At 30.0% G+C, this 24,081-nt stretch carries 24 protein-coding genes and 2 tRNA genes; 16 read left to right on the top strand and 10 right to left on the bottom strand.

Going from position 1 to position 24,081, the window contains the following annotated elements; translation table 11 throughout:
- Positions 1-54 precede the first annotated feature (54 nt).
- On the bottom strand, positions 55-1,833 hold the full coding sequence (locus CF386_RS07345) for a glycosyltransferase (RefSeq protein ID WP_089073728.1): 1,779 nt from the start codon (positions 1,831-1,833) through the stop codon (positions 55-57).
- A gap of 184 nt (positions 1,834-2,017) precedes the next feature.
- A complete protein-coding gene (locus CF386_RS07340; RefSeq protein ID WP_089073727.1) occupies positions 2,018-2,479 on the bottom strand; it encodes a LysE/ArgO family amino acid transporter in 462 nt (153 codons plus the stop codon).
- Between the two features lie 185 nt (positions 2,480-2,664).
- On the opposite strand from CF386_RS07340, the gene CF386_RS07335 reads away from it, so the two are divergent.
- The 4 genes from CF386_RS07335 (at position 2,665) to CF386_RS07320 (ending at position 6,834) form a co-directional block, all read left to right on the top strand.
- The gene (locus CF386_RS07335) at positions 2,665-2,982 is read left to right on the top strand and encodes a LysR family transcriptional regulator (protein ID WP_089073726.1); all 318 of its coding nucleotides are present in this window, start codon (positions 2,665-2,667) and stop codon (positions 2,980-2,982) included.
- Entirely contained in the window at positions 2,979-3,539 is a 561-nt protein-coding gene (locus CF386_RS07330) for a hypothetical protein (RefSeq protein WP_089073725.1), read from the top strand. The genes CF386_RS07335 and CF386_RS07330 overlap by 4 nt, the downstream gene beginning before the upstream one ends.
- 363 nt (positions 3,540-3,902) lie before the next feature.
- The gene (locus CF386_RS07325; protein WP_089073784.1) at positions 3,903-4,829 is read left to right on the top strand and encodes a glycosyltransferase family 2 protein; all 927 of its coding nucleotides are present in this window, start codon (positions 3,903-3,905) and stop codon (positions 4,827-4,829) included.
- A 538-nt stretch (positions 4,830-5,367) separates the two neighbouring features.
- Positions 5,368-6,834 (top strand): glucosyltransferase domain-containing protein, encoded by a 1,467-nt coding sequence (locus tag CF386_RS07320; RefSeq protein ID WP_089073724.1) that lies wholly within the window; start codon positions 5,368-5,370, stop codon positions 6,832-6,834.
- Between the two features lie 239 nt (positions 6,835-7,073).
- Here the strand turns inward: CF386_RS07320 and CF386_RS07315 are convergent, their stop codons facing one another.
- The 6 genes from CF386_RS07315 to CF386_RS07290 form a co-directional block, all read right to left on the bottom strand.
- Positions 7,074-8,228 (bottom strand): hypothetical protein, encoded by a 1,155-nt coding sequence (locus CF386_RS07315; protein WP_089073723.1) that lies wholly within the window; start codon positions 8,226-8,228, stop codon positions 7,074-7,076.
- Between the two features lie 136 nt (positions 8,229-8,364).
- Positions 8,365-9,003 (bottom strand): riboflavin synthase subunit alpha, encoded by a 639-nt coding sequence (locus CF386_RS07310; protein WP_089073722.1) that lies wholly within the window; start codon positions 9,001-9,003, stop codon positions 8,365-8,367.
- Between the two features lie 333 nt (positions 9,004-9,336).
- A tRNA-Val gene (locus tag CF386_RS07305) sits at positions 9,337-9,413 on the bottom strand.
- A gap of 112 nt (positions 9,414-9,525) precedes the next feature.
- Positions 9,526-9,602: transfer RNA gene (locus CF386_RS07300), tRNA-Val, on the bottom strand.
- Positions 9,603-9,723: 121 nt separating this feature from the next.
- Complete coding sequence (locus CF386_RS07295; RefSeq protein ID WP_089073721.1) at positions 9,724-10,512, bottom strand: EAL domain-containing protein; 789 nt, start codon at positions 10,510-10,512, stop codon at positions 9,724-9,726.
- Positions 10,493-10,696, bottom strand: a complete 204-nt coding sequence (locus CF386_RS07290; protein WP_089073720.1) for a CPXCG motif-containing cysteine-rich protein — start codon at positions 10,694-10,696, stop codon at positions 10,493-10,495. The genes CF386_RS07295 and CF386_RS07290 overlap by 20 nt, the downstream gene beginning before the upstream one ends.
- Before the next feature lie 167 nt (positions 10,697-10,863).
- On the opposite strand from CF386_RS07290, the gene thrS reads away from it, so the two are divergent.
- From thrS to CF386_RS07235, 11 genes are all read left to right on the top strand, one after another.
- Positions 10,864-12,792: a threonine--tRNA ligase gene (gene thrS / locus CF386_RS07285; protein WP_089073719.1), complete on the top strand. Its 1,929-nt coding sequence runs from the start codon at positions 10,864-10,866 to the stop codon at positions 12,790-12,792.
- A 13-nt stretch (positions 12,793-12,805) separates the two neighbouring features.
- Positions 12,806-13,348 (top strand): translation initiation factor IF-3, encoded by a 543-nt coding sequence (gene infC, locus CF386_RS07280; RefSeq protein ID WP_089073718.1) that lies wholly within the window; start codon positions 12,806-12,808, stop codon positions 13,346-13,348.
- An 80-nt stretch (positions 13,349-13,428) separates the two neighbouring features.
- Positions 13,429-13,623 (top strand): 50S ribosomal protein L35, encoded by a 195-nt coding sequence (gene rpmI / locus CF386_RS07275; protein ID WP_089073717.1) that lies wholly within the window; start codon positions 13,429-13,431, stop codon positions 13,621-13,623.
- Between the two features lie 32 nt (positions 13,624-13,655).
- Positions 13,656-14,009, top strand: coding sequence for a 50S ribosomal protein L20 (rplT, locus tag CF386_RS07270; RefSeq protein ID WP_089073716.1), 354 nt, complete (start codon positions 13,656-13,658; stop codon positions 14,007-14,009).
- A gap of 142 nt (positions 14,010-14,151) precedes the next feature.
- A complete protein-coding gene (gene pheS / locus CF386_RS07265; RefSeq protein ID WP_089073715.1) occupies positions 14,152-15,135 on the top strand; it encodes a phenylalanine--tRNA ligase subunit alpha in 984 nt (327 codons plus the stop codon).
- Positions 15,136-15,151: 16 nt separating this feature from the next.
- A complete protein-coding gene (gene pheT, locus CF386_RS07260) occupies positions 15,152-17,542 on the top strand; it encodes a phenylalanine--tRNA ligase subunit beta (protein ID WP_089073714.1) in 2,391 nt (796 codons plus the stop codon).
- Positions 17,543-17,679: 137 nt separating this feature from the next.
- Positions 17,680-17,973 (top strand): integration host factor subunit alpha, encoded by a 294-nt coding sequence (locus tag CF386_RS07255; protein ID WP_089073713.1) that lies wholly within the window; start codon positions 17,680-17,682, stop codon positions 17,971-17,973.
- Between the two features lie 122 nt (positions 17,974-18,095).
- On the top strand, positions 18,096-18,599 hold the full coding sequence (locus tag CF386_RS13375; protein ID WP_089073712.1) for a M14 family metallopeptidase: 504 nt from the start codon (positions 18,096-18,098) through the stop codon (positions 18,597-18,599).
- Complete coding sequence (locus CF386_RS13370) at positions 18,548-19,132, top strand: succinylglutamate desuccinylase (RefSeq protein WP_158522330.1); 585 nt, start codon at positions 18,548-18,550, stop codon at positions 19,130-19,132. Before CF386_RS13375 ends, CF386_RS13370 begins: the two co-directional genes overlap by 52 nt.
- 66 nt (positions 19,133-19,198) lie before the next feature.
- Positions 19,199-20,122: an iron chelate uptake ABC transporter family permease subunit gene (locus tag CF386_RS07240; protein WP_089073710.1), complete on the top strand. Its 924-nt coding sequence runs from the start codon at positions 19,199-19,201 to the stop codon at positions 20,120-20,122.
- A complete protein-coding gene (locus tag CF386_RS07235) occupies positions 20,115-20,861 on the top strand; it encodes an ATP-binding cassette domain-containing protein (RefSeq protein WP_089073709.1) in 747 nt (248 codons plus the stop codon). Before CF386_RS07240 ends, CF386_RS07235 begins: the two co-directional genes overlap by 8 nt.
- 59 nt (positions 20,862-20,920) lie before the next feature.
- Here the strand turns inward: CF386_RS07235 and CF386_RS12790 are convergent, their stop codons facing one another.
- The gene (locus CF386_RS12790) at positions 20,921-21,199 is read right to left on the bottom strand and encodes a DUF2807 domain-containing protein (protein ID WP_264080488.1); all 279 of its coding nucleotides are present in this window, start codon (positions 21,197-21,199) and stop codon (positions 20,921-20,923) included.
- An 11-nt stretch (positions 21,200-21,210) separates the two neighbouring features.
- On the bottom strand, positions 21,211-21,750 hold the full coding sequence (locus tag CF386_RS07230; RefSeq protein ID WP_089073708.1) for a GIN domain-containing protein: 540 nt from the start codon (positions 21,748-21,750) through the stop codon (positions 21,211-21,213).
- A 418-nt stretch (positions 21,751-22,168) separates the two neighbouring features.
- Here CF386_RS07230 and CF386_RS07225 point away from each other — a divergent pair, with 418 nt between their 5' ends.
- The gene (locus CF386_RS07225) at positions 22,169-23,761 is read left to right on the top strand and encodes an ABC-F family ATPase (RefSeq protein ID WP_089073707.1); all 1,593 of its coding nucleotides are present in this window, start codon (positions 22,169-22,171) and stop codon (positions 23,759-23,761) included.
- The last annotated feature ends 320 nt before the right edge of the window (positions 23,762-24,081 follow it).

The following is a 24,081-nucleotide window of genomic DNA, read 5'->3' as shown; positions in this document are numbered from 1 at the left end:
ATTGGTTGCCCAGAATTGGGCAACATTAATTTAGCTCACTAAAAAGTAATTAAGTTAGCAAGAAGCAATTGATAGTTCTTCAATTACCTCTTCTTCACTCTGCTTTTCATTACCAAAAATAATCATATTTAGAAATAGATTTATGTAATACAAAGCATTTAATAAGACTAACGTAATTCCAACTTCTGGTTGAAATGAATTTTCTAGATGATAATAAACCATAAATGTAGCAATGCCCATTGCTAAAACAGAAGCGAACGTCAATCCTTTGTATCTTTTTATGTTTTCCATAATGCTTTCTGAATCATTTGCTTTTTTGCCTGTTGGTTTCCAACCCTGAGACTTTCCTGTTACATAATTGAATACAGCTTTAGCTGAAACCCACGTAATAAAACTATTCATAACAAAAAATGCCACATAACCATTTATTAAATTTTTTATAAAACTTTTATCAGAGGGTTGTTTGAAAATGTTACCAATCACATTAATAATTGAAGGTATATTTAATAACAAGACATAATAAAGCCAAAAATATGAGTCTTTATATAACAAAACCCCTAAAATAGAGAAGATCGGTGTTAAAACAGTTGTAAAAGAGAACATTTGGTTAAATATATCTAACTTTTCTTTAAAGGTGATATGATTAGAATTAATAATTTTGGAAAAATACTTGTGAGTAATTTGTAAGTTTCCATAAGTCCATCTCATCCACATTGATTCACATTCTTTTAATGAAGTAGGTACCCATTCGCCAGAATCAATCCATATTGATTTTCCATAAAATCCTTTAAAATAGCACCTCATTGAAGCAGCAACGTCTTCAACGATCATTGGCTCACCTTTGTGTTCTTCAAGCCAAGGACCAATCTTTTCAAGTGTTTGTTTAGACCAAATTGAATTGTGTCCTTGAAAAATAACAAATCCAGTTTTACCAATCAGGTTCATTGTGTAGCGCAAGAGATTTTGCGATATACAACCTATTTTAGCAAAATAACCTGACGTAAAGTTAGTGCCTTTAATAAGAAACGAAGCAAAGCCAAGCTTGGGATCTTTAATAAAATGGGGCATTACATCATTTAATGTATTCGGTAACAGAGTAGAATCAGCATCTAAAAGCATCACATATGGTTGTGAAACATGTTCCATACCAATATCTAGATTTTTGGGTTTAAATCCAACAGTTGAATTTCTATGTATAAATTTATAAGTGGTTCCATTATTTAAATTTTGATGCTCCTCCACATAATTTTTCCATTTATTCAAATCAGGATGCGCTAAATCACTGTTGTCAACAATAATTATTTCTTTTTTATGATTAGGGTAAGAGAGATTATTCGCAGAATCAAAAGTTAATTTACAAACATCAAACGGTTCGTTTCTAGTTGCTATCATCATTGAGCAACCAGGTAATTCGACATTATTTGATTGCAGCGTACTAGAGTCAAGTTTTGGTCTTTCAACTAAATATTGAATACTAATTAAAAATTTGTAGTATAGTTGAAATGTTAAAGGAGTAAGTAGGAAAATAATTGAATAGGCAATGGCGTTTTCATAAAACTGATTCATGAATAAATAATTATTAAACATGGTCATAATAGCGGGAATAATGACAAACACTTGAGATATCATAAAGCTACTATGTCTTTCAGTGTTACTAGTTAGCTTAAAATATATGAGTCCTAAAACTAAAAAAGAAAAATTTAAACTAATAGAGATTAAATCATTACTAGTCATTAAAGAGAAAAAAAATGCAAAAACATTTAATATTAAGGAAAGTACAACAATATATTTAGAAAGCTCTAAAATATTTGTTTTAGATTGTTCAGGGTTCATGTGTATTACCAAATCAATTAATTGAAAAAAATTTTAGTGGTCAATTTTACACCATTTTTGTTATCTTTTGTTATGTGAATGTTAAAACAACAATAAATATAAAAATTCTTAAATTAAATTGATTTTTCAATTTAATTTAAAATTTTGATGGATAAATATAACATGGTACATCCTATGATAAAGTCTAGAACTTTCCAAGATATCTGTTTTGAAAAATTGGTAATAAAAATCTAGATAAATAACCAAGTGATAAAAACCATAAAATTGAGGCTATAAAAGTTCCAAGTGTAAAATAAATTTTATTTAAACTATCAAATTGCGTTGAAATACTACCAATTAAAATTACAGTATCTAAATAAACGTGGGGATTTAAAAGGCTGAAAGCCAATAATGTTATAAATATTGTTTTTTTGGATTGTTTGTTTTTTGTTTTATCTTGTTTCAGGCATCTATCACTTGAGAAACAACTTTTAAAAGAGAGTAAAGCATATAGAAACAAAAATGATGCTCCACCATAAGTTGCAATCTTTAACATGATATGAGAGTTTTTGATTAACTCACCAAATCCCAGAACACCAAATGTTATTAAAAAAATATCAATGGTAATACATACAAATACACATAACAGTATATTATTTTTTCTAATCCCTTTTTGAGAACGTAGTTATTTTGTGCACCAATTGAAACAATTAAAGACAAACCAGTGCTTAATCCTGAAATTAGGGCATTCATTAAAGTAATTCCTTGAATTTAAAGTTATATATTGCATAATGCTATAGCTTTTGCTATAAGTAAAATTAATAAATATTATTGGTTATTAGATTATCTTATATGAGATTTGAGTTAAAAGGTATTGAAGCTTTATATTACATATTTCAAGAACAAAGCTTTGAAGAAGCCGCAAAAAAACTATTTATTACACAATCTGCAGTATCTCAGAGGTTGAAAAGCATACAGAAACTTTATTCAGATTCATTAATCATAAAATCAGATCAATATTGTTTAACTTCTAAAGGAAAAATTTTAATTAGATATTTTAAGCAAATTATTAATTTAGAGCAGGGGTTAGAAGCTGATTTATTTCATAAAAAAAATTACAATCTATTTCTTTTGCAATCAGTAGAGATAGTCTTGAAAGTTGGTTTATGAGGTTTTTGATTAACGACTGTTTATTAAATCAATTCAATATAGAAATTATTGCAGACAATGAAGACTTAACTTTGAATTATTTAAGAGATGGTTTGGTATCTTCAAGTTTTTCATCTAAATTAATGAATGTAAATAATTGTGAGCGAATTTTTTTAGGCAATTTGAAGTACTTTTTGGTAGCGTCTCCACGATTTATGGAAAAATTCAAAATAAAAAATATTAAAGATTTGTCTGACTGTTTTTCAATAAAATTCGATAAAAATGATAGATTAACAGATCTATATTTTGAAAATTATCATAATATAGCAACTCATGAAAATTATCATACTATTCCATCTATCGAGGGTTTTAAACAGGCTGTACTGAGTAGTAATTGTTTTGCGTTGATACCTGAAATACAAATCAAAGAAGAGCTGAAAGATGGAAGTTTAATAAAAATCGAGCCTCAAATAACTATGGATATTCCAATTTATTTTTATTTCTGGAAATATTTGGATTCTGTTGAAAAGCGATATTATGAAAACCTAATTGAAAAGATTAAAAATATTTTATGCTAAAGTGATTAAATGTGACGAATTATGATTTAGATAAAGAATTTACACCTGAAAGAAAATGTTAAAAGCTTTTAAAAAACAGACTCATGTTACAGAATATATTTAAGCTATTTAAGTTAAGCCCCAAAGGGTCACGTGTAAATTACTAAAATTTGGTTTAAAATATGTTTTATGTAAAATAATTTGACCGCTCCTGTATTGAAATAATTGGCTTTATCTGATTAAAATATGAAGAAGTTCGAGGTTATTAAACTTTTGAGTTTTAAGATAACTTTTTTCGTTGAAATTATGATGAGTATAATGCAATTAGATATCATTAAGTTAGACTCGTTGAATCACAGAATATTAGCAAAAGGAAAAAGAAAAATGAAAATTTCACTAGTTGTACCAGTTTACAATGAAGAATCTGCCATTCCTTTATTCTACAAAGCTATTAATGAAACATTAAAGGAATTTAATATTGAAATAGTATTCATTAACGATGGAAGCTCTGATGGTACGGAAGCACTAATTGATAGCCTATCAGAAAAAGATAGTAGAATTAAATCTATAAGCTTAACTAGAAATTTTGGTAAAGAGCCAGCATTAATGGCTGGACTTGAAAACGCCACTGGAGATGCAATCATTCCAATTGATGTTGACCTTCAAGATCCGATTGAGGTCATACCAAAATTAATTGAAAAATGGAAAGAAGGTTATGATGTGGTTTTAGCCAAAAGAATAGACCGTTCATCCGATACTAAATTAAAAAGATTAACGGCTTCTATGTTTTATAGTTTTCACAACAAAATAAGTGATACAAAAATAGAAAATAACGTAGGTGACTTTCGATTACTGTCTAAAAGTGTTTGCGATAATATTGTAGCTATGCCCGAAAGGAACCTATTTATGAAAGGGTTACTTTCATGGGTAACGGATAAACAAGCAATAGTAACATATAAAAGAGAGGAACGAAGTACAGGTGAAACGAAGTTTAACGGTTGGAAATTATGGAATTTAGCCCTTGAAGGAATAACAAGTTTTTCAACGGTTCCCCTTAAATTGTGGACATATATTGGCTTTTCTATTTCATTTGTCTCATTGATTTATGGTTTATTCATGATTTTTGATAAATTAATATATGGTAACCCTGTCCCAGGGTACCCATCTTTATTAGTATCCATTTTATTTTTAGGGGGTATTCAATTAATCGGTATTGGGGTTTTAGGTGAATATTTAGGTAGAGTTTATCTAGAAGTAAAGCAAAGGCCAAGGTACTTAATTAAAGATAAAGATAAAGATATTAAAAAATAATATGATTTAGAAACTATCATCTTACACGTTAGCAGGGTTACTCAATACTGAATTACATTGGGTAATCTTTTCTTTTTAGTAAGAAATGTTGAACAAGTGTAGTCAACTTCAAATGAAATAGCTTTTTGTGTTGGATTAGTTGATGGTATATTTTAAATGCTTGTTTTAATAACAGTAAAAATTTTTTCGTCCGTCAACTTACTAATTTGGTTTTTAATTAGCAATAAGATATATAATTAAATAAATATTATCAATTCTTTTTTAATGAAAGGCATCTCAACAAAGCGTTTTCGAATATTTAAATAATCTAACATTCAGATAAAGTAATATTAACCTACATTTTATCTTTCTCAAATTATTAAGTAAGATTTCAATTTATTCACTTTAATTATATCTAAAACTAATTTTTTATATCTTCACAATAAAAATATGTTAATTGAATATATATACCTACTTTTATATACTGACACATTGCAAAATTAATTTCCTTTTTAGCTAATCTAATAATTGGTTTCTTATTTAAGAAGAGTAGAATCAAGTGAAAATTCCAAAATTCGATATTATAAATTTTACTGATGTATTAAATCGTGAGCACTTTAATAAAAAAGTTTTAATGATTCTTTTAATTGCTTCCTTGGCTTTTTATTATCCAGTTATTTATGCAGGTAGTTTATACGCGGATGATGTTTTTCGTGTTTTTCAAGGTAGTTATGGTTGGAGTGGTTTAGGTCGTTTTTTCGCAAATGATATAGCAAGACTATATAGTGGTATGCATGGAGATATTCTAGATATCTCTCCATTAACCTGGTTTTTATGTATTGGTTTAATTGGTTTTTGTGCCAAATTAATATTTGTAAAATTTAACCCAAGATTTCCTAAATTTGCTTTCACCTTAGCACTTGTTTTTATCATTAATCCATTTTTTATTCAGAATCTTCTTTATCGATATGATAGCCTAGGAATGACTTTGGCATTATTTTTTGTAGTGTTGTCTTTCAGTATAAATGACGATTATAAAAATTATATATCTGCGCTTTTAAAAGTTATATTACTAATAATATCTTTGAATTTTTATCAGCCCATGTCTAATTTATTTTTAGGGTTAGTAGGCATTGAATTTTTATTGATGACTTGGGACAAAGCAAAGTTTAGATCTTTGTTTAAATTTATTCTTCTTAATGTGGCTATTTTTGTTGTAGCTAATATTTTTTACCTATTTGAATTGAAAGTATTTGGAGTGTCGTCAAGAGGTCAGCTTTTGCCTCTTGAGCTTAATTCTATTTTAAAAATTACTAATAACCTTATAGAAGGATTCATTCCATTTGTTACCTTTTGGAGTTATTACAAGAAGTCTCTAATGTTATTACTCCCTTTCTTAATTATCTCGTTAAGTTATATTTTGATACATAAAAATTATCATGTGTTAGTTGGGTTTGTTTTTTCCAGTATTATTGTGATATTTTCTGGAATTGGGGGAATGGCCATTTTAACTCAGCAAATTTATGCTCCTAGAACCCTAAGTTATTTTCCCATATTGATGATGCTCGTTGTTCTTTTTTTATCCTTCGGTAAAAACAAATTAAAATGGGCTATTTTAATTCCAATTTTTTATTGTTTCATCTTCTCTTCCAATGTGGGGAACATACTAAAAACTCAAAGTGAGTTTGAAAAACCAATCTTTGAAAATTTGACAGTAGACCTTTATAGTTTGAAAAACATCAATTTTTATCATTCTATTGGTGGAGTAAAATACTCTCATTACTTAGATAACATTCTAAAAGAAGTTCCATTTAATGGGTATCTAGAAAGATCTGGATGGAATACAGTTGGACGTATTATGGAGTATGATGGAATGAAACAAGTAAAATTTGAATGGTCTGGTCCACTCAAGAAAACACTAGAAAAGTATAATAAAATCAAAAATGACTTAGTATTAAAAATTGATAGAACTCCGTTTTATAAAATTTACACGTACAATAAAGTTGGCTATATCGTTTGGTTATAAATTAGTAATAGTTAAAGGGATTATTCATAAATAAACACCATTATTTGATGCTTAATTTTAGAGAAACCTCTGCAATACTGTTTTGTAATGTTAATGATGAATCAAATTTATATTTATAAAACGTATATATGTAAAATAGAAATTTTTATATAGGAGTTTATTATATTGTAGGAGTCAATAAACAGCTTAGTAATGTGTAGTTCAATAACTAAGCTGTTTTTTTACATAAAAAGAAAATGTTAAACAGTAAAGAATATATGGCTGTAAAAACCAATAGCAATAAAGGTACTTGCGGCGCTAAAGGCACAAAGCATTGGGGTTTTCGCGTTAGGGTAACGTTCAATAAATAATAATAAGCCCAGAAAAGTAGGATATAAACCAAAAGCATAACGAGGCATAGCATTTAAGCTTGAAAATAGAGGTATTATCAAACAGATAAACATAAATAGTGCCTCTGCGTAGTATTTGCGAGTTAGTAAATAGATATTTAAAAGAAATGCAAGTAACGATACTATTGTTAGATAGAGTTTGGCTCCACCGTTTTCAAAGCCATATATAAGCCAATGAATAGGGTTGGTTAACTGGCGTCCCCAAGCGATTTGAATATGAGCAAAAGCAAGTGCATCACCTACATGAAAGTAAAGGTAAGCCATGTATGTAAAAAAACCTAAAGGAATCACCCAAATTGCTGCCATCACTTTAAGACAGGGAGTTTTAAAGCGTAGAAAGTTATTTATTCCATAATGTTGGATAGCAATAATTAGAACTGGAAAAACCAAAAAAACACCAAGATTACGTGTGATTGCAGCTAAAAGTCCTAAAATGGCTACCCAACCCCATTGTTGTCTGTAACTAAAAAGAAACACTCCGGTGACTAAAGCAATAAAGAGAGGTTCAGTATAGCCAGCAGTTGAATATACAGTGTAAGGTGAAAAACACAATAGCCATATTGCAGCATATTGTGAAGATTTGCTAAAGTTAAGCTGTTTTAACGCCATCAAAGTCATGGGTAAGCTGATTAAAAAAGCTATGTTTGATGCAATGATTAAGCCTATACGAGCGTCGTTGATTGGATCAGAAAAAACACTGAATTTTGAAAAAAACCATCCTAAAAAGGGTTGTAATGGCATGAAAGCCCAGCTTGCAGCATTTTTTTGGCTTAACCATTGTGGTGCTAAATCATAGCCATTTTCTATAATTCTATAAAACCATACGCAATCAAATCGGCAAATAGTTTGAAGTAGAGGCTCTTCAGCATATTGACCAGAAGCAAACTCAGATACACCCCATAAGCCTAAGCTGTATATGACAATACGGCTTAAAATAACGGCGATAATAATAGTGAACCACTCATGTTTACTAATTTTGATTGAAGGTAAGTTAAGAGAAATCATTTGAACACCTCAATTTTAGAAAGAATCAACTTAATACATGTGACTCGTTTATAGTACTTAGAATAAATTAGTGACAACGTATAGTCTGGGTTTTTAAGGTTGTTATGCATTTTTGGATGACCTTATTTTAGTGATCTCAAGATGACGTTTGAATTAAAGGTATTGATTTTTTGTGGCTTATTGCATTTAAAGTTGTAAATGAAATTTTCACGTTTTTCAATAACAAAGGCGTTGACGTATTAAATTGTAAGAATTGTAAAGCATGATTGGCTTTGAATGCTACTATAGGAATTTCAGCCTCTACAATGTTAGCTCTTTTTTGTGGAGTGAATACTCCTTTCCATTTATTCATAGAAAAATGAACCGGTGAGGTCAGTGGAGACGCGAGAGTCAGAGTTACCTTGATATTTTTTTTCAGTATGAATGGTAAAGTAAAATATAATCCACCAGAGCTGTTTAACTGTCTATATCCATTATCAGCATTTTTATCCCAACCTTTACGAGATAGGTATGGAGATTTTTTTGTAACATCTAAAAATGATGGGATATTAAGTGAAAGGTTTGGTTTGTTGGGCTGCCAGAAAAGTGTCTGGGTTTTAATATAATATGCTTTGTAAGCAGTACTTACATTTGGGGTGACCGCTTTGTATAAAACCCATAGGTAATAACATGATAAAATTAAAATTAGAGCTATTAATGTAAAACGTAATGTTATTGAAGCACGATTATATTCTATTTCTTTATTTTTGGTATTACTTAAATCTTTGAATTTCATAACATATCCATAAAATTGTTTTGTATTATTGTTATTATGAATGACTAAATTTTAAATTTTTATTTTCAAAGCAATATTCATTTTACAGATAATACATATTTTTTTGTTCATTAATTATCATAGTAAAATATCACGATAATTGAACTACTGCTACCTAACACATGAAGTTGATGATCTCTCCTATTAATATGGTTACATCTAGGATACCAATTCGCTGAAGAGTTAAATATATGAGTATGGATGTAGGGTGTATATGATAAGCTTTATACTTAATATCTCCATAATGATATAGCGACACCCAATTAAATTTAATTGCTTGTTGATTTAGTATATTGGTACGACCGAGTGGATTCGAACCACCGACCCCCACCATGTCAAGGTGGTGCTCTAACCAACTGAGCTACGGTCGTATTCAGAGATAAATTTTATAAATAATAAACTTATTTGCAATATTTTTTTCTGAGTAAATAATGCATATAAATAACTTATTAAATTTACTAAACTTTTAATTATTTAATAAATTGGTACGACCGAGTGGATTCGAACCACCGACCCCCACCATGTCAAGGTGGTGCTCTAACCAACTGAGCTACGGTCGTAAAAAAGAGAATAGATTTTATAAACATTTTTTTTCTTTTTCAAGTATTTTTACTGATTTAATTCTTAATTGATTGAAATACACCCAAATAATTTAATATTATGAATATCTCTGTAGCCATATTATTGAGATTGTAATATTTGAGTAATCTCTTTAAATGTCTTGGGATGAGATATGAAAAATCCTTGAAATAAATTTATGTCTAATTTTTTACAAAGATCCCAACAAAAATTATTTTCTATACCTTCAGCAGTTACGTTGATGTTGTTTTTTTTAAATAGTTTAACTTGCTTTTTCAGCTTATGAATTTTTGAAATTTGTTGAGCATTTTTTGGAATTAAAGATTTATCAATCTTAACATTAGTAAAGTTAAAAAAGTCTAGTACTTTTGAGTTACTATAACCGGAACCAAAGTCATCCAATGATAAATTAAACCCTGCTTGTAATAACCTTTGAAAATTACTAAGGAATCTTTCGTTTCTTTTTAAACATTGAGTTTCTGTTATTTCTAAGGTTATTTGAAAAGGGTCTATATGATATTGATAACAGTTTTCGTATAGAGTTCTAAATAATTCAGGTTCGGCGATGTCTTGTGAAGATATATTAAATGATAAATGAATTTTTTTGTTTAACTCTTTTTGCCATAAGTTAAGTTTGTAGAAGCTATTTTGAATAACAAATTTAGTAAGGATAAAAATTTTATTATTCTTTTCTAAAGTATAAATAAAATGTGAGAGAGATATTTTCTTAGAATATTTTTCGTTTAATCGTAATAAAGCTTCAAGCCTCAAAATTTGCTTGTCTGCATTAATTATGGGTTGATACATTAAATAAAAGGCTCTTTCTTCGAGAATTTGTTGTGTTATTCGAGTAACCATATGCGACTGTGCTTCAATAAATTTGTTCATCATCGCTATCAACTATCACTTCAACAGTACGATGAATTTCATCAACATTACAGCTAATATGTATGCTATTGCAGCAAAAAGTACAGTCAGTATAAAAATCTTGGCTACCGTTTGTTAAGTCCAGCTCAATTTCTAAGGTATTTCCGCAATGAGGACAATTGATATTTTTGGTTATTAATGATTGCATATTAATTCAATCCGTCTTGATACATAAAATTAGTATAGTAAAAAATTTAATAACTCTATTTACTTTGCAATTTAACCTTATAAAAAGTATTATAATTTCTTCTTTTTTTTATAATAAACTAATCATGTACTACTTGGTGTGTAGTACCACTGAATAAAGGAAAATTTATGCCAATAATAACATTGCCAGATGGTTCACAAAGAATTTATGAAAATCCAGTATCTACTTTAGATGTAGCTAAAGATATAGGGCCAGGATTAGCAAAGTCTTGCATTGCAGGATTAGTGAATAATCAATTGAAAGATGCATGTGATTTAATTATGCATGATAGTGAGTTGAAAATTTTAACAACCAAAAATGAAGAGACCTTAGAAATTGTTCGTCATTCATGTGCTCATCTATTAGGACATGCTCTTAAACAGTTATATCCTCAAGCTAAAATGGCAATTGGTCCAACGATCAATAGTGGTTTCTATTACGATATTGATTTAGATGAATCTTTATCTAGTGATGACTTGGCTTCAATAGAAAAAAGGATGATGGAGTTAGCTAAGACAAAATACCCAGTTATTAAAAAAATTGTTTCTTGGGATGAGGCCAGAAATACTTTTTTAGAGAGAAATGAACCTTACAAAGTTGAAATTATCGAGGAAAACATACCTAAAGATGACCAGCCAGGTCTTTATCATCATGAAGAATATGTTGATATGTGTAGAGGCCCGCATGTACCGAATATGTCATTTTGTCAACATTTCAAATTACTGAGTATTGCTGGTGCATATTGGCGTGGTGATAGCCAGAATAAAATGCTTCAACGTATTTATGGAACAGCTTTTCATGACAAAAAATCATTGAGAGTTCATTTGAAAAAAATTGAAGAAGCAGCTAAGAGAGATCATCGCAAACTTGGAAAGCAGCTAGATTTATTTCACCTTCAACCAGAATCTCCGGGTATGGTCTTTTGGCATCATAATGGGTGGAGCATTTTTAGAGAGTTAGAAATTTTTATTCGTGAAAAACTGAATGATTACGATTATGAAGAAGTGAAAACACCTCTAATTATGGATCGTATATTATGGGAAAAATCAGGTCACTGGGATAAATATGCTGAAAATATGTTTGTTACAAGTTCTGAAAATAGAGAATATGCTTTAAAACCAATGAATTGCCCAGGACATGTGCAAATATTTAATCAGGGACTAAAATCTTATAGAGATCTTCCTATTCGAATGGCAGAATTTGGTTCTTGTCATAGAAACGAACCTTCAGGATCTCTTCATGGAATTATGAGAGTGAGGGGATTTACGCAAGATGATGCTCATATTTTTTGTACTCATGATCAAGTGCAAGATGAAGTTAAATCTTGTGTTGAACTTATTTTTGAAACATATAAAACATTTGGTTTTAAAAGAATTGATATCAAGCTTTCTACAAGGCCTGAAAAAAGAATTGGTGATGATGAAATTTGGGATCAATCTGAACAAGACTTAAAAAATGCCTTGGAGTCTATGTCTGTAGATTATGAGGTATTAGAAGGTGAAGGTGCTTTTTATGGACCTAAAATTGAATTTACTCTTTATGATTGTTTGGAAAGACCTTGGCAACTTGGTACTGTGCAATTAGATTTTAACTTGCCCCAAAGGCTTGGTGCAACTTATGTCGGAGAAAATAATCAAAAATTTGTTCCAGTTATGATCCACAGAGCAGTATTAGGTTCATTGGAGCGATTTATTGGTGTTTTAATCGAGGAGTATGCAGGTCATTTTCCAACATGGTTAGCACCTGTTCAAGTTGTTATTATGAATATTACCGATGCTCAATCTGAATATGTGCGAGAAATAGCACAAAAAATGAAAGCAGCTGGGATTAAAGTTAATGTGGATTTGAGAAATGAAAAAATTGGTTTTAAAATTAGAGAACATACTTTAAAAAGAGTTCCGTATATGTTAGTATGTGGCGCTCAAGAGGTAGCTTCTTCGGAAGTTGCAGTTAGAACAACAAAAGGTAAAGATTTAGGTAAATTTAAGATTGATGATTTTATTGATTATATATTATCAGAAATTAAAGATCGTAAATTAAATTTTTCGGAGGAATAAGGGTATTATAGGCGTGAAAAAAACTCAACAGACAGGCAAGCAAGCAGCACATAGACTAAACGATGAAATTACAGGTTTAAAAGAAGTTAGATTAAATGGATTAGAAGGAGACTCTTTAGGAATTGTAAGTCTTAAAGAAGCTCTTACAATAGCGGAAGAAGCTGGTGTTGATCTTGTTGAGATTAGTCCAAATGCTGAGCCTCCAGTCTGTCGAGTGATGGACTATGGTAAATATCTTTTTGAAAAAGCTAAAGCTGCTAAAGAGCAGAAAAAAAAGCAAAAACAGGTTCAGGTTAAAGAAATTAAACTAAGACCTGGAACTGATGTAGGCGATTATCAGGTAAAGCTGCGCAACCTGAGTCGCTTTTTAGAAGAGGGCAATAAAGTCAAAGTAACGATCAGATTTAGAGGTCGTGAAATGGCTCACCAAAACATTGGTGTTGATGTTTTAAATCGTATTAAAGAAGATACAGCTGAAATTGCTTCAGTTGAAGCTTTTCCTAGTAGGATTGAAGGTCGACAAATGATTATGGTATTAGCCCCAAAAAAGAAGTAATGAGAGCAAATTAAGTAAATTGAAATAAATTTCGCCTCATTATATGTTATTAACTTTAATCCAATGCGGAGTTATCATCAATGACTAAGATGAAAACAAATAAAGGCGCTGCAAAGCGTTTTAAAAAAACAGGTAGTGGTTTTAAATTTAAGCACGCTACTAAGAGACATATCTTAACTAAGCGTACTACTAAAAACAAAAGACAATTACGTCCAAATGCGCTACTTCCAAAATGTGAAGTTGCAGCTGTTGCTCGTATGTTGCCATTTGCTTAATAGTGTAAATTTAATTTAGTTAGGAGATAAAAATGCCTCGAATCAAACGCGGTGTACAAGCTCGTGCACGTCATAAAAAAGTTTTAAAACAAGCTAAAGGTTATTATGGAGCACGTTCACGTGTATACAGAGTAGCTTTTCAAGCGGTTACTAAAGCAGGTCAGTATGCTTACAGAGACCGTAGACAAAGAAAACGTCAATTTCGTCAACTTTGGATTGCAAGAATCAATGCTGCTGCGAGACAAAATGAAATGTCTTATAGCCGTTTAATTAATGGTTTAAAGAAAGCATCAATTGAAATCGATCGTAAAATTTTGGCTGATATTGCTGTTTTTGATAAAGCGACATTTACAGCTCTTGTTGAAAAAGCAAAAGCTGCATTATAGGATTATTAATTAATCCCCAAAATACTGATAGAAAGACCCTTGATTAGGGTCTTTTTTTTTGTAAAAAAATCATAAAAAATGTGTTGGAATTAAACGTTTGATTGTTTAATATTAAGCTTTAAATTAAAATGGAAATAGCCTAATGCAATCTCTTGATGAAATAATAGAATATGCTATCCAGTCTATCAACGACGTAAAAGACTTAAGTGAACTTGATAATATTAGAGTTCAGATATTGGGGAAGAAGGGCTCATTAACCAGCCTTTTGCAAAACTTAGGTAAATTACCACCCAGCGAAAGAAAAGAAGCTGGTCAAAAGATCAACAAAGAAAAACAAAAAGTTGTCAAACTTATTAACGAAAAAAAAGAAGAATTAGAAAAAGCTGCCCTAAAACAAAAATTGACTGAAGAAACCATTGATATTTCATTAGCTGGACGAAACTCAAATATTGGTGGTATCCATCCAGTAACTAAATCTATTAGAAGACTTGAAACGATTTTCAAAGAGTTAGGTTTTAATATTGAGACCGGACCTGAAATTGAAAATACATATTATAACTTTGAAGCTTTAAATATGCCGGAAACACATCCAGCTCGTTCAGGCCATGATACTTTTTATTTTAATCCAAATTTGTTATTAAGAACACATACCTCTGGTGTTCAAATTCGAACGATGGAGAATCAAAAACCCCCATTTAAATTTATATGTTCTGGACGCGTTTATCGAAATGATTACGATCAAACGCATACGCCAATGTTTCATCAGATGGAGGGAGTTTTAATTGATAAAAACATAAATTTCTCCCACCTCAAAGGAATTTTATTTGATGTGATAAGTAATTTTTTTGAAGAAGAATTAGAAATCAGATTAAGACCATCTTTTTTCCCTTTCACAGAACCATCAGCTGAAGTTGATATTAGGAAAAAGGGAGGTAAGTGGCTAGAAATATTAGGTTGTGGAATGGTTCATCCTAATGTATTAAAAGCAGTAAATATTGATCCTGAGGAATATTCAGGTTTCGCATTCGGTTTTGGGATAGAGCGTTTTACGATGCTTAGATATGGCGTTAATGACTTACGTTCATTTTTCGAAAATGATTTGCGGTTTTTAGAGCAGTTTAATTAATTAGGAGAAATCATTCATGAAATTTAGTCAAAAATGGGTTCAAGAGTGGTTGACTTTTGAAACTAGTACCAACGAAATGACTCACCAGTTAACAATGGCTGGTTTAGAAGTCGATGAAATTGCCCCAGTTGCTGGAGATTTTAATAAAGTCTTTGTTGGAGAAGTTGTTGAATGTTCACAGCATCCTAATGCCGACAAATTAAGTGTAACTAAGGTAGACATTGGAGCAGATGAAACTTTAGACATTGTATGTGGTGCAAAAAATTGCCGAAAAGGAATCAAAGTTGCTGTTGCAACAGTTGGTGCAACATTACCAGGTAACTTTAAGATAAAAAAAACAAAGTTAAGAGGAGAGCCATCAGAAGGAATGTTATGTGCATTTTCTGAGCTAGGTATTAATAACATAGATTCAGAAGGCATAATTGAATTACCACTGGATGCTACTATTGGTCAGGATTACAGAGAATATCTATCTTTAGATGATAAAACAATTGAAGTTGATCTGACACCAAACCGTTCTGATTGTTTGAGTATTAAAGGAATAGCTAGGGAGTTATCTGTTTTAAACAATAGTAACAAAATGAATGAACCAGCATTTACTTCGGTTAAAGATATTACAGATGAGGCTTTTGATATTGATGTTTTAAGTGTCGAAGATTGTCCTAAAATATTAACTCGTGTCGTAAAAAATCTAGACTTAAGTGTTGAAAGTCCAACTTGGTTAGTTGAAAAATTAAGACGCTCAGGTATCAGAAGTATTGATCCAATAGTTGATATTACTAATTATGTAATGCTTTTACTTGGACAACCAATGCATGCTTACGATTTAAATAAAGTTGATGATAAATTAATCGTTAGAAAAGCTAAAAATGATGAAACTTTAATTACATTAGATGAAAAAGAATTAAAATTGAAAGATAACACTTTGGTGATAGCTGATACAAAAAAAGTTTTGGGTATTGCAGGTGTTTTTGGTGGAAAAGACTCAGGTGTCCAAAAAGAAACAAAGGATATTTTATTGGAAGTCGCATTTTTCAACCCTGATTCAATTAAAGGTATTGCCAGACAATATAATCTTCATACTGATGCTTCTCATAGATTCGAGCGTGGAGTAGATTATAACCTTCAAGAAAAAGCAATGGAATACGCATGTTTCCTAATTAATGAGATATGTGGCGGAACATTTGGTGTTGTTAACACCTATAAAAATTCTGATTACCTTCCTAAAGTAGAGAGTATTTTAGTTAGAAAAGAGAAAATTTGTAAATTACTTGGACAGAACTTTGAAGATACCTTCATTACAAATACCCTAGAGTCCTTGGGTTTTGATGTTGAGTATCAAAACAATGCATGGCTTGTTCAAGTACCAAGTTGGAGGTTTGATATAGCCATTGAAGCAGATCTTATTGAGGAAATTGCTAGAATTTATGGTTATGATAACTTACCTGTAAGTCAGCCTAACGTTACGATGAAGATGAAAACTTATAGGGAATCTGATGTATCTATTGATGACATAAAAAATATTTTGGTGGATAGAGGATATAATGAAGTCATAACCTACAGCTTTGTAGATCCAAAAAAGCAAGAATTAGTTTCAGATTCTAAGGATTTTATGCTTTTACCAAATCCAATTTCTGTTGAAATGTCAGCGATGAGAACAAATCTTTTAACAGGCTTGCTTAATACAGTTAGTTATAATCATAGTAGACAACAACTGAGAACCAAATTTTTTGAAACGGGTTTGGTTTATATTAAAGATCAGAAAGCTGAAAATAATGTTAAACAAAATACTCATATTGGAGCAGTTATATCAGGCAACAAAAATATCGAAAGTTGGGATAATAAGCCAGAATTAGTTGACTTTTACGACTTAAAAGGTGATCTTGAATCTCTACTAAATTGTTATTTAGATAGTAATAATTTGAATTTTGTGCCTGCTGATAGAGACTACCTTCATCCTGGGCAAAGTGCAGATATATATTTGAATGATATCCTAATTGGCTTTATTGGCGTTATCCATCCAAAAGTGGAGAAGGAATTTGATTTGAAATCCAAGACTATATATTTTGAATTGGAATATGAGTATTTGAAGTCAAAACCAGTAATGCAATATAAAGCAATCTCAAAATTCCAAAGTAATAAACGAGATCTATGTATTATTATTCCTGAAAATATTTTAGCTAATGAAATTATTTCTAGTATTTCAACATTAAAGATTTCTGAAATTCAAAATATAAATATTTTCGATGTTTATAAGGGAGAGGGTGTTCCTGCAGGAACGAAAAGTATTGCTTTTAACTTACATATACAGTCTCTGACAGAAACTTTAGATGATACCGCGATTAATCATTATGTTGACACTGTTTTAGAACACCTAAAACATAATTTTAACGCTATCTTAAGATAAATGTTTAATTAGTGAGAAGAACTTTTGGTTCTTCTCGTTTTATGATTTTATATAAAAAAATTGGAGAAATTTTATTAAATGTCATAAACTTGCATTAAATAGTTTTATATTTGTTAATTTGTAATGAGAGAAAAAATATGGCTTTAACTAAGGCAGATTTAGCTGAAATATTGTTAGAAGAAGTAGGGTTGTCTAAACAAGATGCTAAGGATGTTGTTGAATTGTTTTTTGAAGAAATCAGAAAAAAACTTGAATCTGGTGAACAAGTTAAATTATCGGGGTTTGGAAACTTTGATATCAGAGAAAAATCAGAGCGTCCGGGGAGAAATCCCAAGACCGGAGATGATATTCCAATTTCTGCAAGAAGAGTCGTAACTTTTAAAGCAGGTCAAAAACTCAAAAATAGAGTAGAAAAGTTAAAGAAAAAATGAATATTTAATTATTTAGGTTGCATTTTAATCTGATAATACTCTTTTTCTATTCAGATGCTTTAAATGAAACATAATTTTTTATATGATGTCTTCAGTTTATATCAAATAGGATTTAGAGATTTATGTCTATGTTGCAATTAATTTCAGAGGGGAACTTTCTAAAAGCAACTCTAAATGAAGAATTAAGTGTGGAAATTGGGAGTTTTACCCTTAAAAGTGGAGTAAAGATTAACGTATTAGACAGAGGTATTATTGAAATAGTACCAAGAAAAGAGTCAGTTGATGCACTTATTGTTTCTTCTGGTATTCATGGTGATGAAACTGCCCCAATTGAAGTTGTCTCTGAACTTTTGAATAGTATTATTCAAGAAAAAATAATTCCTTCTAAAAATTTACTTCTAATTGTGGCCCATCCTAAAGCTACTAATCAACATGTAAGAGAAATTGATATTAATTTAAACCGTCTCTTTTCAGGAAAAGAACAAGGTCAGTCTATAGAGCATAAAATTGCTGAAAATTTGAAATCCAAAGTAGAATACTTTTTTAAGAAAAAACATATGTTAATAAAATTCATTTGGACTTACATAGTGCAATTAGAAAGTCAAAATACTTTGGCTTCGGGGTAAGCCCATCCTGCACAGGCAATGTTCGCAAACCTGAGTTTTTTGCTTTTTTAGCTCAAACTAAGCTAGGCGCAATAACACTTTCAGATATACCTTCTTCAACATTTAGTTGGTATACGGGAGAGTTTTACGAGTCGCAGTCAATTACATTAGAATTAGGAAAAGTAGCTAGATTTGGCGAAAATGATCATAAGTTACTACAACCAACATTTGACGCCATCTCAGAGTTAATATCTATAGATGGTTACAAAGATATTGAGTTTGATGAATCAGATATAGATATATATAAATCTACTCGTACTTTATTTAAGAAAACAAATGACTTTCATTTTACTTTTGATGCTGGTGTACCAAATTTTACTTTTTTTGAAAAAGGAATTCACCTAGCATCTGATAATGGTCAAGAGTACTATGCTGCTGAAGGAGGTGAGGCTGTTGTATTTCCAAACCCCAACGTCCAAATTGGACATAGGACTTGCATGTTAATGCAACCTACTCAAATTAAAATAGTTAACAACCAAGTTATGAAAAGTTAATTATTAGGCAAACATTAATGGTCATTACAGATTTTTAAAAAAAATATTACAATTGTTTTATCCTTGATGTTAGTGACTATTTCAATTTTTTTTCTGGTACAAAATTTATCTATTTCAGAGATATTAAAAAATAATAATTCAATAGATTTTAAGATTTTTGAAGATTTAAGATTACCTCGATTATTTGCATGTATTTTGATTGGCTCCGCTCTATCATTGTCAGGTGCTATTTTACAGGTAATCTTATCAAACCCATTAGCAGAGCCTGGCATCATGGGCATTTCTGGCGGAGCAAGTGTTGGAGTTGCATTGGTTTATTGTTTTTTATCAATTGAACCTTCTATTCTAAACATTATGTGTTTTGCTATGGTAGGTTCTTTAATTTTTACCATCATTCTAGTTGTGCTATCAGTAAAATTTTATTTTTCAGCCACTAAATTATTATTGGCAGGCTTATCTTTGGGCTTATTTTCAAGTGTTATTGTTACATGGTCTTATTACTTTAGTACAGCACTTAATATGAAACTTTTGATGTATTGGTTAATGGGGAGTTTGTCCGGTATAAGTTGGATACATGTATATGTTTTGACATTAACACTTCCTATCATGATATGGCTTTACTTCAAAAGCAATGTATTAGATTTGATCATGCTTGGTGACTTACATGCAAAACAGCTTGGTATCAATATTGAAAGGTTTAGGATTATTCTAATAGTAGTATTATCTATTGTAATTGGCCTTTGCGTTTCTTGTTCAGGAATAATTAGTTTCCTAGGATTGATTGTCCCTCATTGTATGCGTTTATTATTAGGGTCATCCAATAAACCAATACTCTTAAACTCAGCTATCACTGGTGCAATATTACTTTTAATATCAGATATCTTATCGAGATCTCTGATTTCCTATACAGAAATTCCAGTAGGAATAATAATTACTACATTAAGCGTTCCAATTTTTATTTACCTTCTCATACGATTTAATCATGAATAGCTTAATATTTGTCAATGGGTTAGAAGTCAAAGAACGATTGGAACAAATATCTTTTAGTATTGAAGCGAATGAAATTGTTCACATAATAGGGCCTAATGGAAGTGGAAAAAGCACATTAATTCATTGTTTATCAGGGTTATTTTTAGGTGCAAATAAAATTTTTTTAAATCAAAAGGCATTAAGTAATTATTCATTGAATGAATTATCTTATCTAAGAAGCTACCTTTCTACATCATCTAGACCAGTATTTCCAGTTAAGGTTTTAGAGTTTTTAAAGTTAACAGCATCAGCAATTTCAAATGTAACTGAAAAAGAAAAAGAAAAAGTTGTATTAGAAATTGCTCATAAGCTCGATCTTGAAGATAAGTTGTTGAGAAATATAAACAAATTATCTGATGGTGAGTGGCAAAGAATAAAAATAGCATCGTCAATAATACAGGTATGGCCTGACATTAACCCACATGCAAAATATATACTTTTAGATGAGCCGATGACATACCTTGATGTTAAACAACAAATTGAAACTTATAAGTTACTCGATAATTTGAAAACAAAAGGGGTTACTATAATAATGTCCAATCATGATTTACTCAAAACAAAAAACTTTTCAGATAAAGTTATTTTGATGTCAAAAGGGCAATGTATAAATTTTGAGTTGACAGAAAAGCTTATGCATCCAGTAATTTTAAAAAAAGCATATCATCTAGAATTTGATCATAACTTTAATATAAATAATTAGAGTGTTTCGTGGATAAAAGAAGGCTTAAATAATAAGCCTCTGAGAGTAAGAATATTTTGTTAATCGATAAATTGGACCATACCAGTTTTATTGGAATTTAATCTTTTAACTTTTGGTTTTCCTTTAAGAATAACATTACCGCTTCCAGAAATATCTATATTAACTTTTTTCTTTATCTGAGCATGAATATTTCCGGAATTTTCTATCACTAAATTTCCTTTTTTTGATATCATTCCTTCTGATTGATAATTACCACTATTATTAATTTGAACATTCTGAAAGTCGTTTTTTCCAGAGTTAATATTTATTTGACCACTATTAGAAATAGTAGATTGAATTTTTTCAGAGTTTAAATTATTAATATTGATTTGACCAGAATTTTGACTTCTAAATTTGAATCAATTGAAGTAAGGTCATTGATATTAATGGTTCCACTATTTTTAAGTAATAGATTTGTAACACCGGTATTATATACTTTATCAATGTCAATTAAACCACTATTTTCAACAGCTAATGTTAATTGCTTTGTGCGGAGCGGTGTTAGGATCATAATTTTACCTGAATTTACTGATTTTAAATTTTTTATCTCTTTCATGGTAATGTAATATTTAACTTGTGATGCTTCCGGCCTATTTTTTTCGATAGATAAACTTAGTTCATGGGAACTATTATCAACGTCTAAATAAGGAATTAAGTTCTTTTCTATGATAATTTTTACTGAATCCTTATTACCTTGCCTTAAATATACCGTACCACTTGAATTGATTAACAATGATGAAAATCCAGAAACATCTTTACTAATGGTTACTTCTTTTGAAAAAGTTAAGGTATTTATAGATATAAATATCATTAGAATCATTAAACTTTTATAAAACAATTTGTTTAACATTGTGTTCTCCACAGATTGATTTTTTCATATACATGATTTGATTGGGTGCTAATATTTAAAACCCTTTCTTAAATTTTTTTATATTTTTTATCGACATTAGAATAAATTAGAATTGTATTATGGATACCAAAATATAAACCAAATCTGATTATTAAAGAAAATATACTTAAGTTTTCTCTTGCCTATCCACATACTCACTGTCATTGATAATGAATACACAATACATTTTATTTTAAATATGTTTTTTTCAATATAATAGGTACGAAACGGCAATATAAGTGATAAAAAAATTAAGTAGGGATGAATTAATTGCAAAATTTTGAATGGGCTTTTAATTTTAAAAGAAGAAAAATATTTCCTTTTAATGAAAAAATAATCTGATATTATTATACAAATTTTTTGAGTCAAGGAGCTCGCTATCATTCAGACATCCAACTTAACAATTCAATTTGGAGACAAGCCTTTATTTGAAAATATTTCTGTAAAATTCGGAAATAATAATAGATATGGTTTAATAGGTGCAAATGGTTGTGGCAAATCTACTTTTGTGAAAATCTTAAGTGGGGATTTAGAGCCATCATCAGGAAACGTGTTTATTGACAAAAATACTCGTTTGGCAAAATTAAATCAAGATCAATTTGCCTATGAAAATTACTCCCTTATTGATACCGTTTTAATGGGACATAAACAGTTATGGAAAATTAAAACAGAAAGAGAACGAATATATTCACTTCCAGAAATGTCAGAGGAAGATGGACTCAAAGTTGCTGATTTGGAAATACAATTTGCGGAACTCGATGGTTATTCTGCAGAAGCTAAAGCTGGCGAATTATTACTTCAATTAGATATTGAAGAGGAATTGCACTTTGATCTTATGAGTAAAATCCCACCAGGTTTAAAAGTGAGAGTGTTATTAGCACAAGTCCTCTTTGCCGATCCTGATGTAATGTTATTAGATGAGCCGACAAATAACTTAGATATTAATACTATAAGGTGGCTTGAGGATATATTAATTCAGAAAAATTGCACCATGATTATTATTTCTCACGATAGACACTTCTTGAACAAGGTTTGTACGCATATTGCGGATTTAGATTATCAAGATCTGAAAATTTTTCCAGGTAATTATGATGATTTTATGATCGCAGCTGAACAAATCAAACAAAGAATGATTTCAGATAATGAAAAGAAAAAAGCACAACTTGCTGATTTGCAAACTTTTGTAAGTCGCTTTTCGGCTAATGCTTCTAAAGCAAAACAGGCAACTTCAAGACTTAAGTTGATGGATAAAATCAAATTGGAAGAAATGAGACCGTCTAGCCGACAAAACCCATTCATACGTTTTGAAGTAGATAAAAAATTATTTAGAAATATACTCCACATTAACAAATTAGTTCAAGGTTATGAGAATAATATTTTACTTGATGATGTTAAATTAAGAGTTGAAGTTGGCGAAAAGATTGCAATCATTGGTAAAAATGGAATTGGTAAAACAACTTTTATGGAAACTATTTTTGGTAATAAAGCACCAATAAGTGGGGTTGTTAAATGGTCAGAAAATGCCAATATTGGATATTATGCTCAAGATCATAAACATGAATTTGAAGAAGACTTGAATTTATTAGATTGGATGGATCAATGGAAACCAAAGGATAAAGATGAGCAGTTTGTTCGTTCAATTTTGGGTAGAATGTTATTCACACAAAATGATATTAAAAAATCTGTAAAGGTTTTATCTGGAGGTGAACAAGGAAGAATGTTGATCGGTAAGTTAATAATGCAAAAAGCAAATATATTATTACTAGACGAACCGACAAACCATATGGATATGGAATCTATTGAATCATTAAATTTGGCACTAGAACACTTTGAGGGAACTCTCTTATTTATCTCACATGACCGACAGTTTGTCTCTTCAATAGCAAGTAGAATTATTGAAATAACTGATAAAGGTATTATTGATTTTTCAGGAAATTATGAAGAGTATCTTCAAAAAGAAATATCTAACTAATCTAAAAAAAAAGCCACAAAATCAATTTGTGGCTAAAATAAACAAAACGAAGAAATTGCCTAGTTAATCATTTAGTGATTAACACAGGATCTTATTATACTTTTTTATAAAACTATAAAAGTGATCCAGATCACAAATATTATTGGTAATGATAATTATTTTCATTTATAACTTGAACCTTTTCCAAAAAAAAACCTTTTAGATAATTTGTTAAACATCGATATTAAAGCTGACGTTTACTTAATTAATAACGATTTTATTAATGGTGAACAATATGATAGAAAAATACTTAAAAATAATTTTTTTTAGCTTAATAATGT

Source organism: Paraphotobacterium marinum (assembly GCF_002216855.1).
Taxonomy (GTDB): Bacteria; Pseudomonadota; Gammaproteobacteria; order Enterobacterales; family Vibrionaceae; genus Paraphotobacterium; species Paraphotobacterium marinum.
The sequence above is the reverse complement of the archived record's forward strand: the minus strand, read 5'-3'. Positions and strand labels throughout refer to the sequence as shown.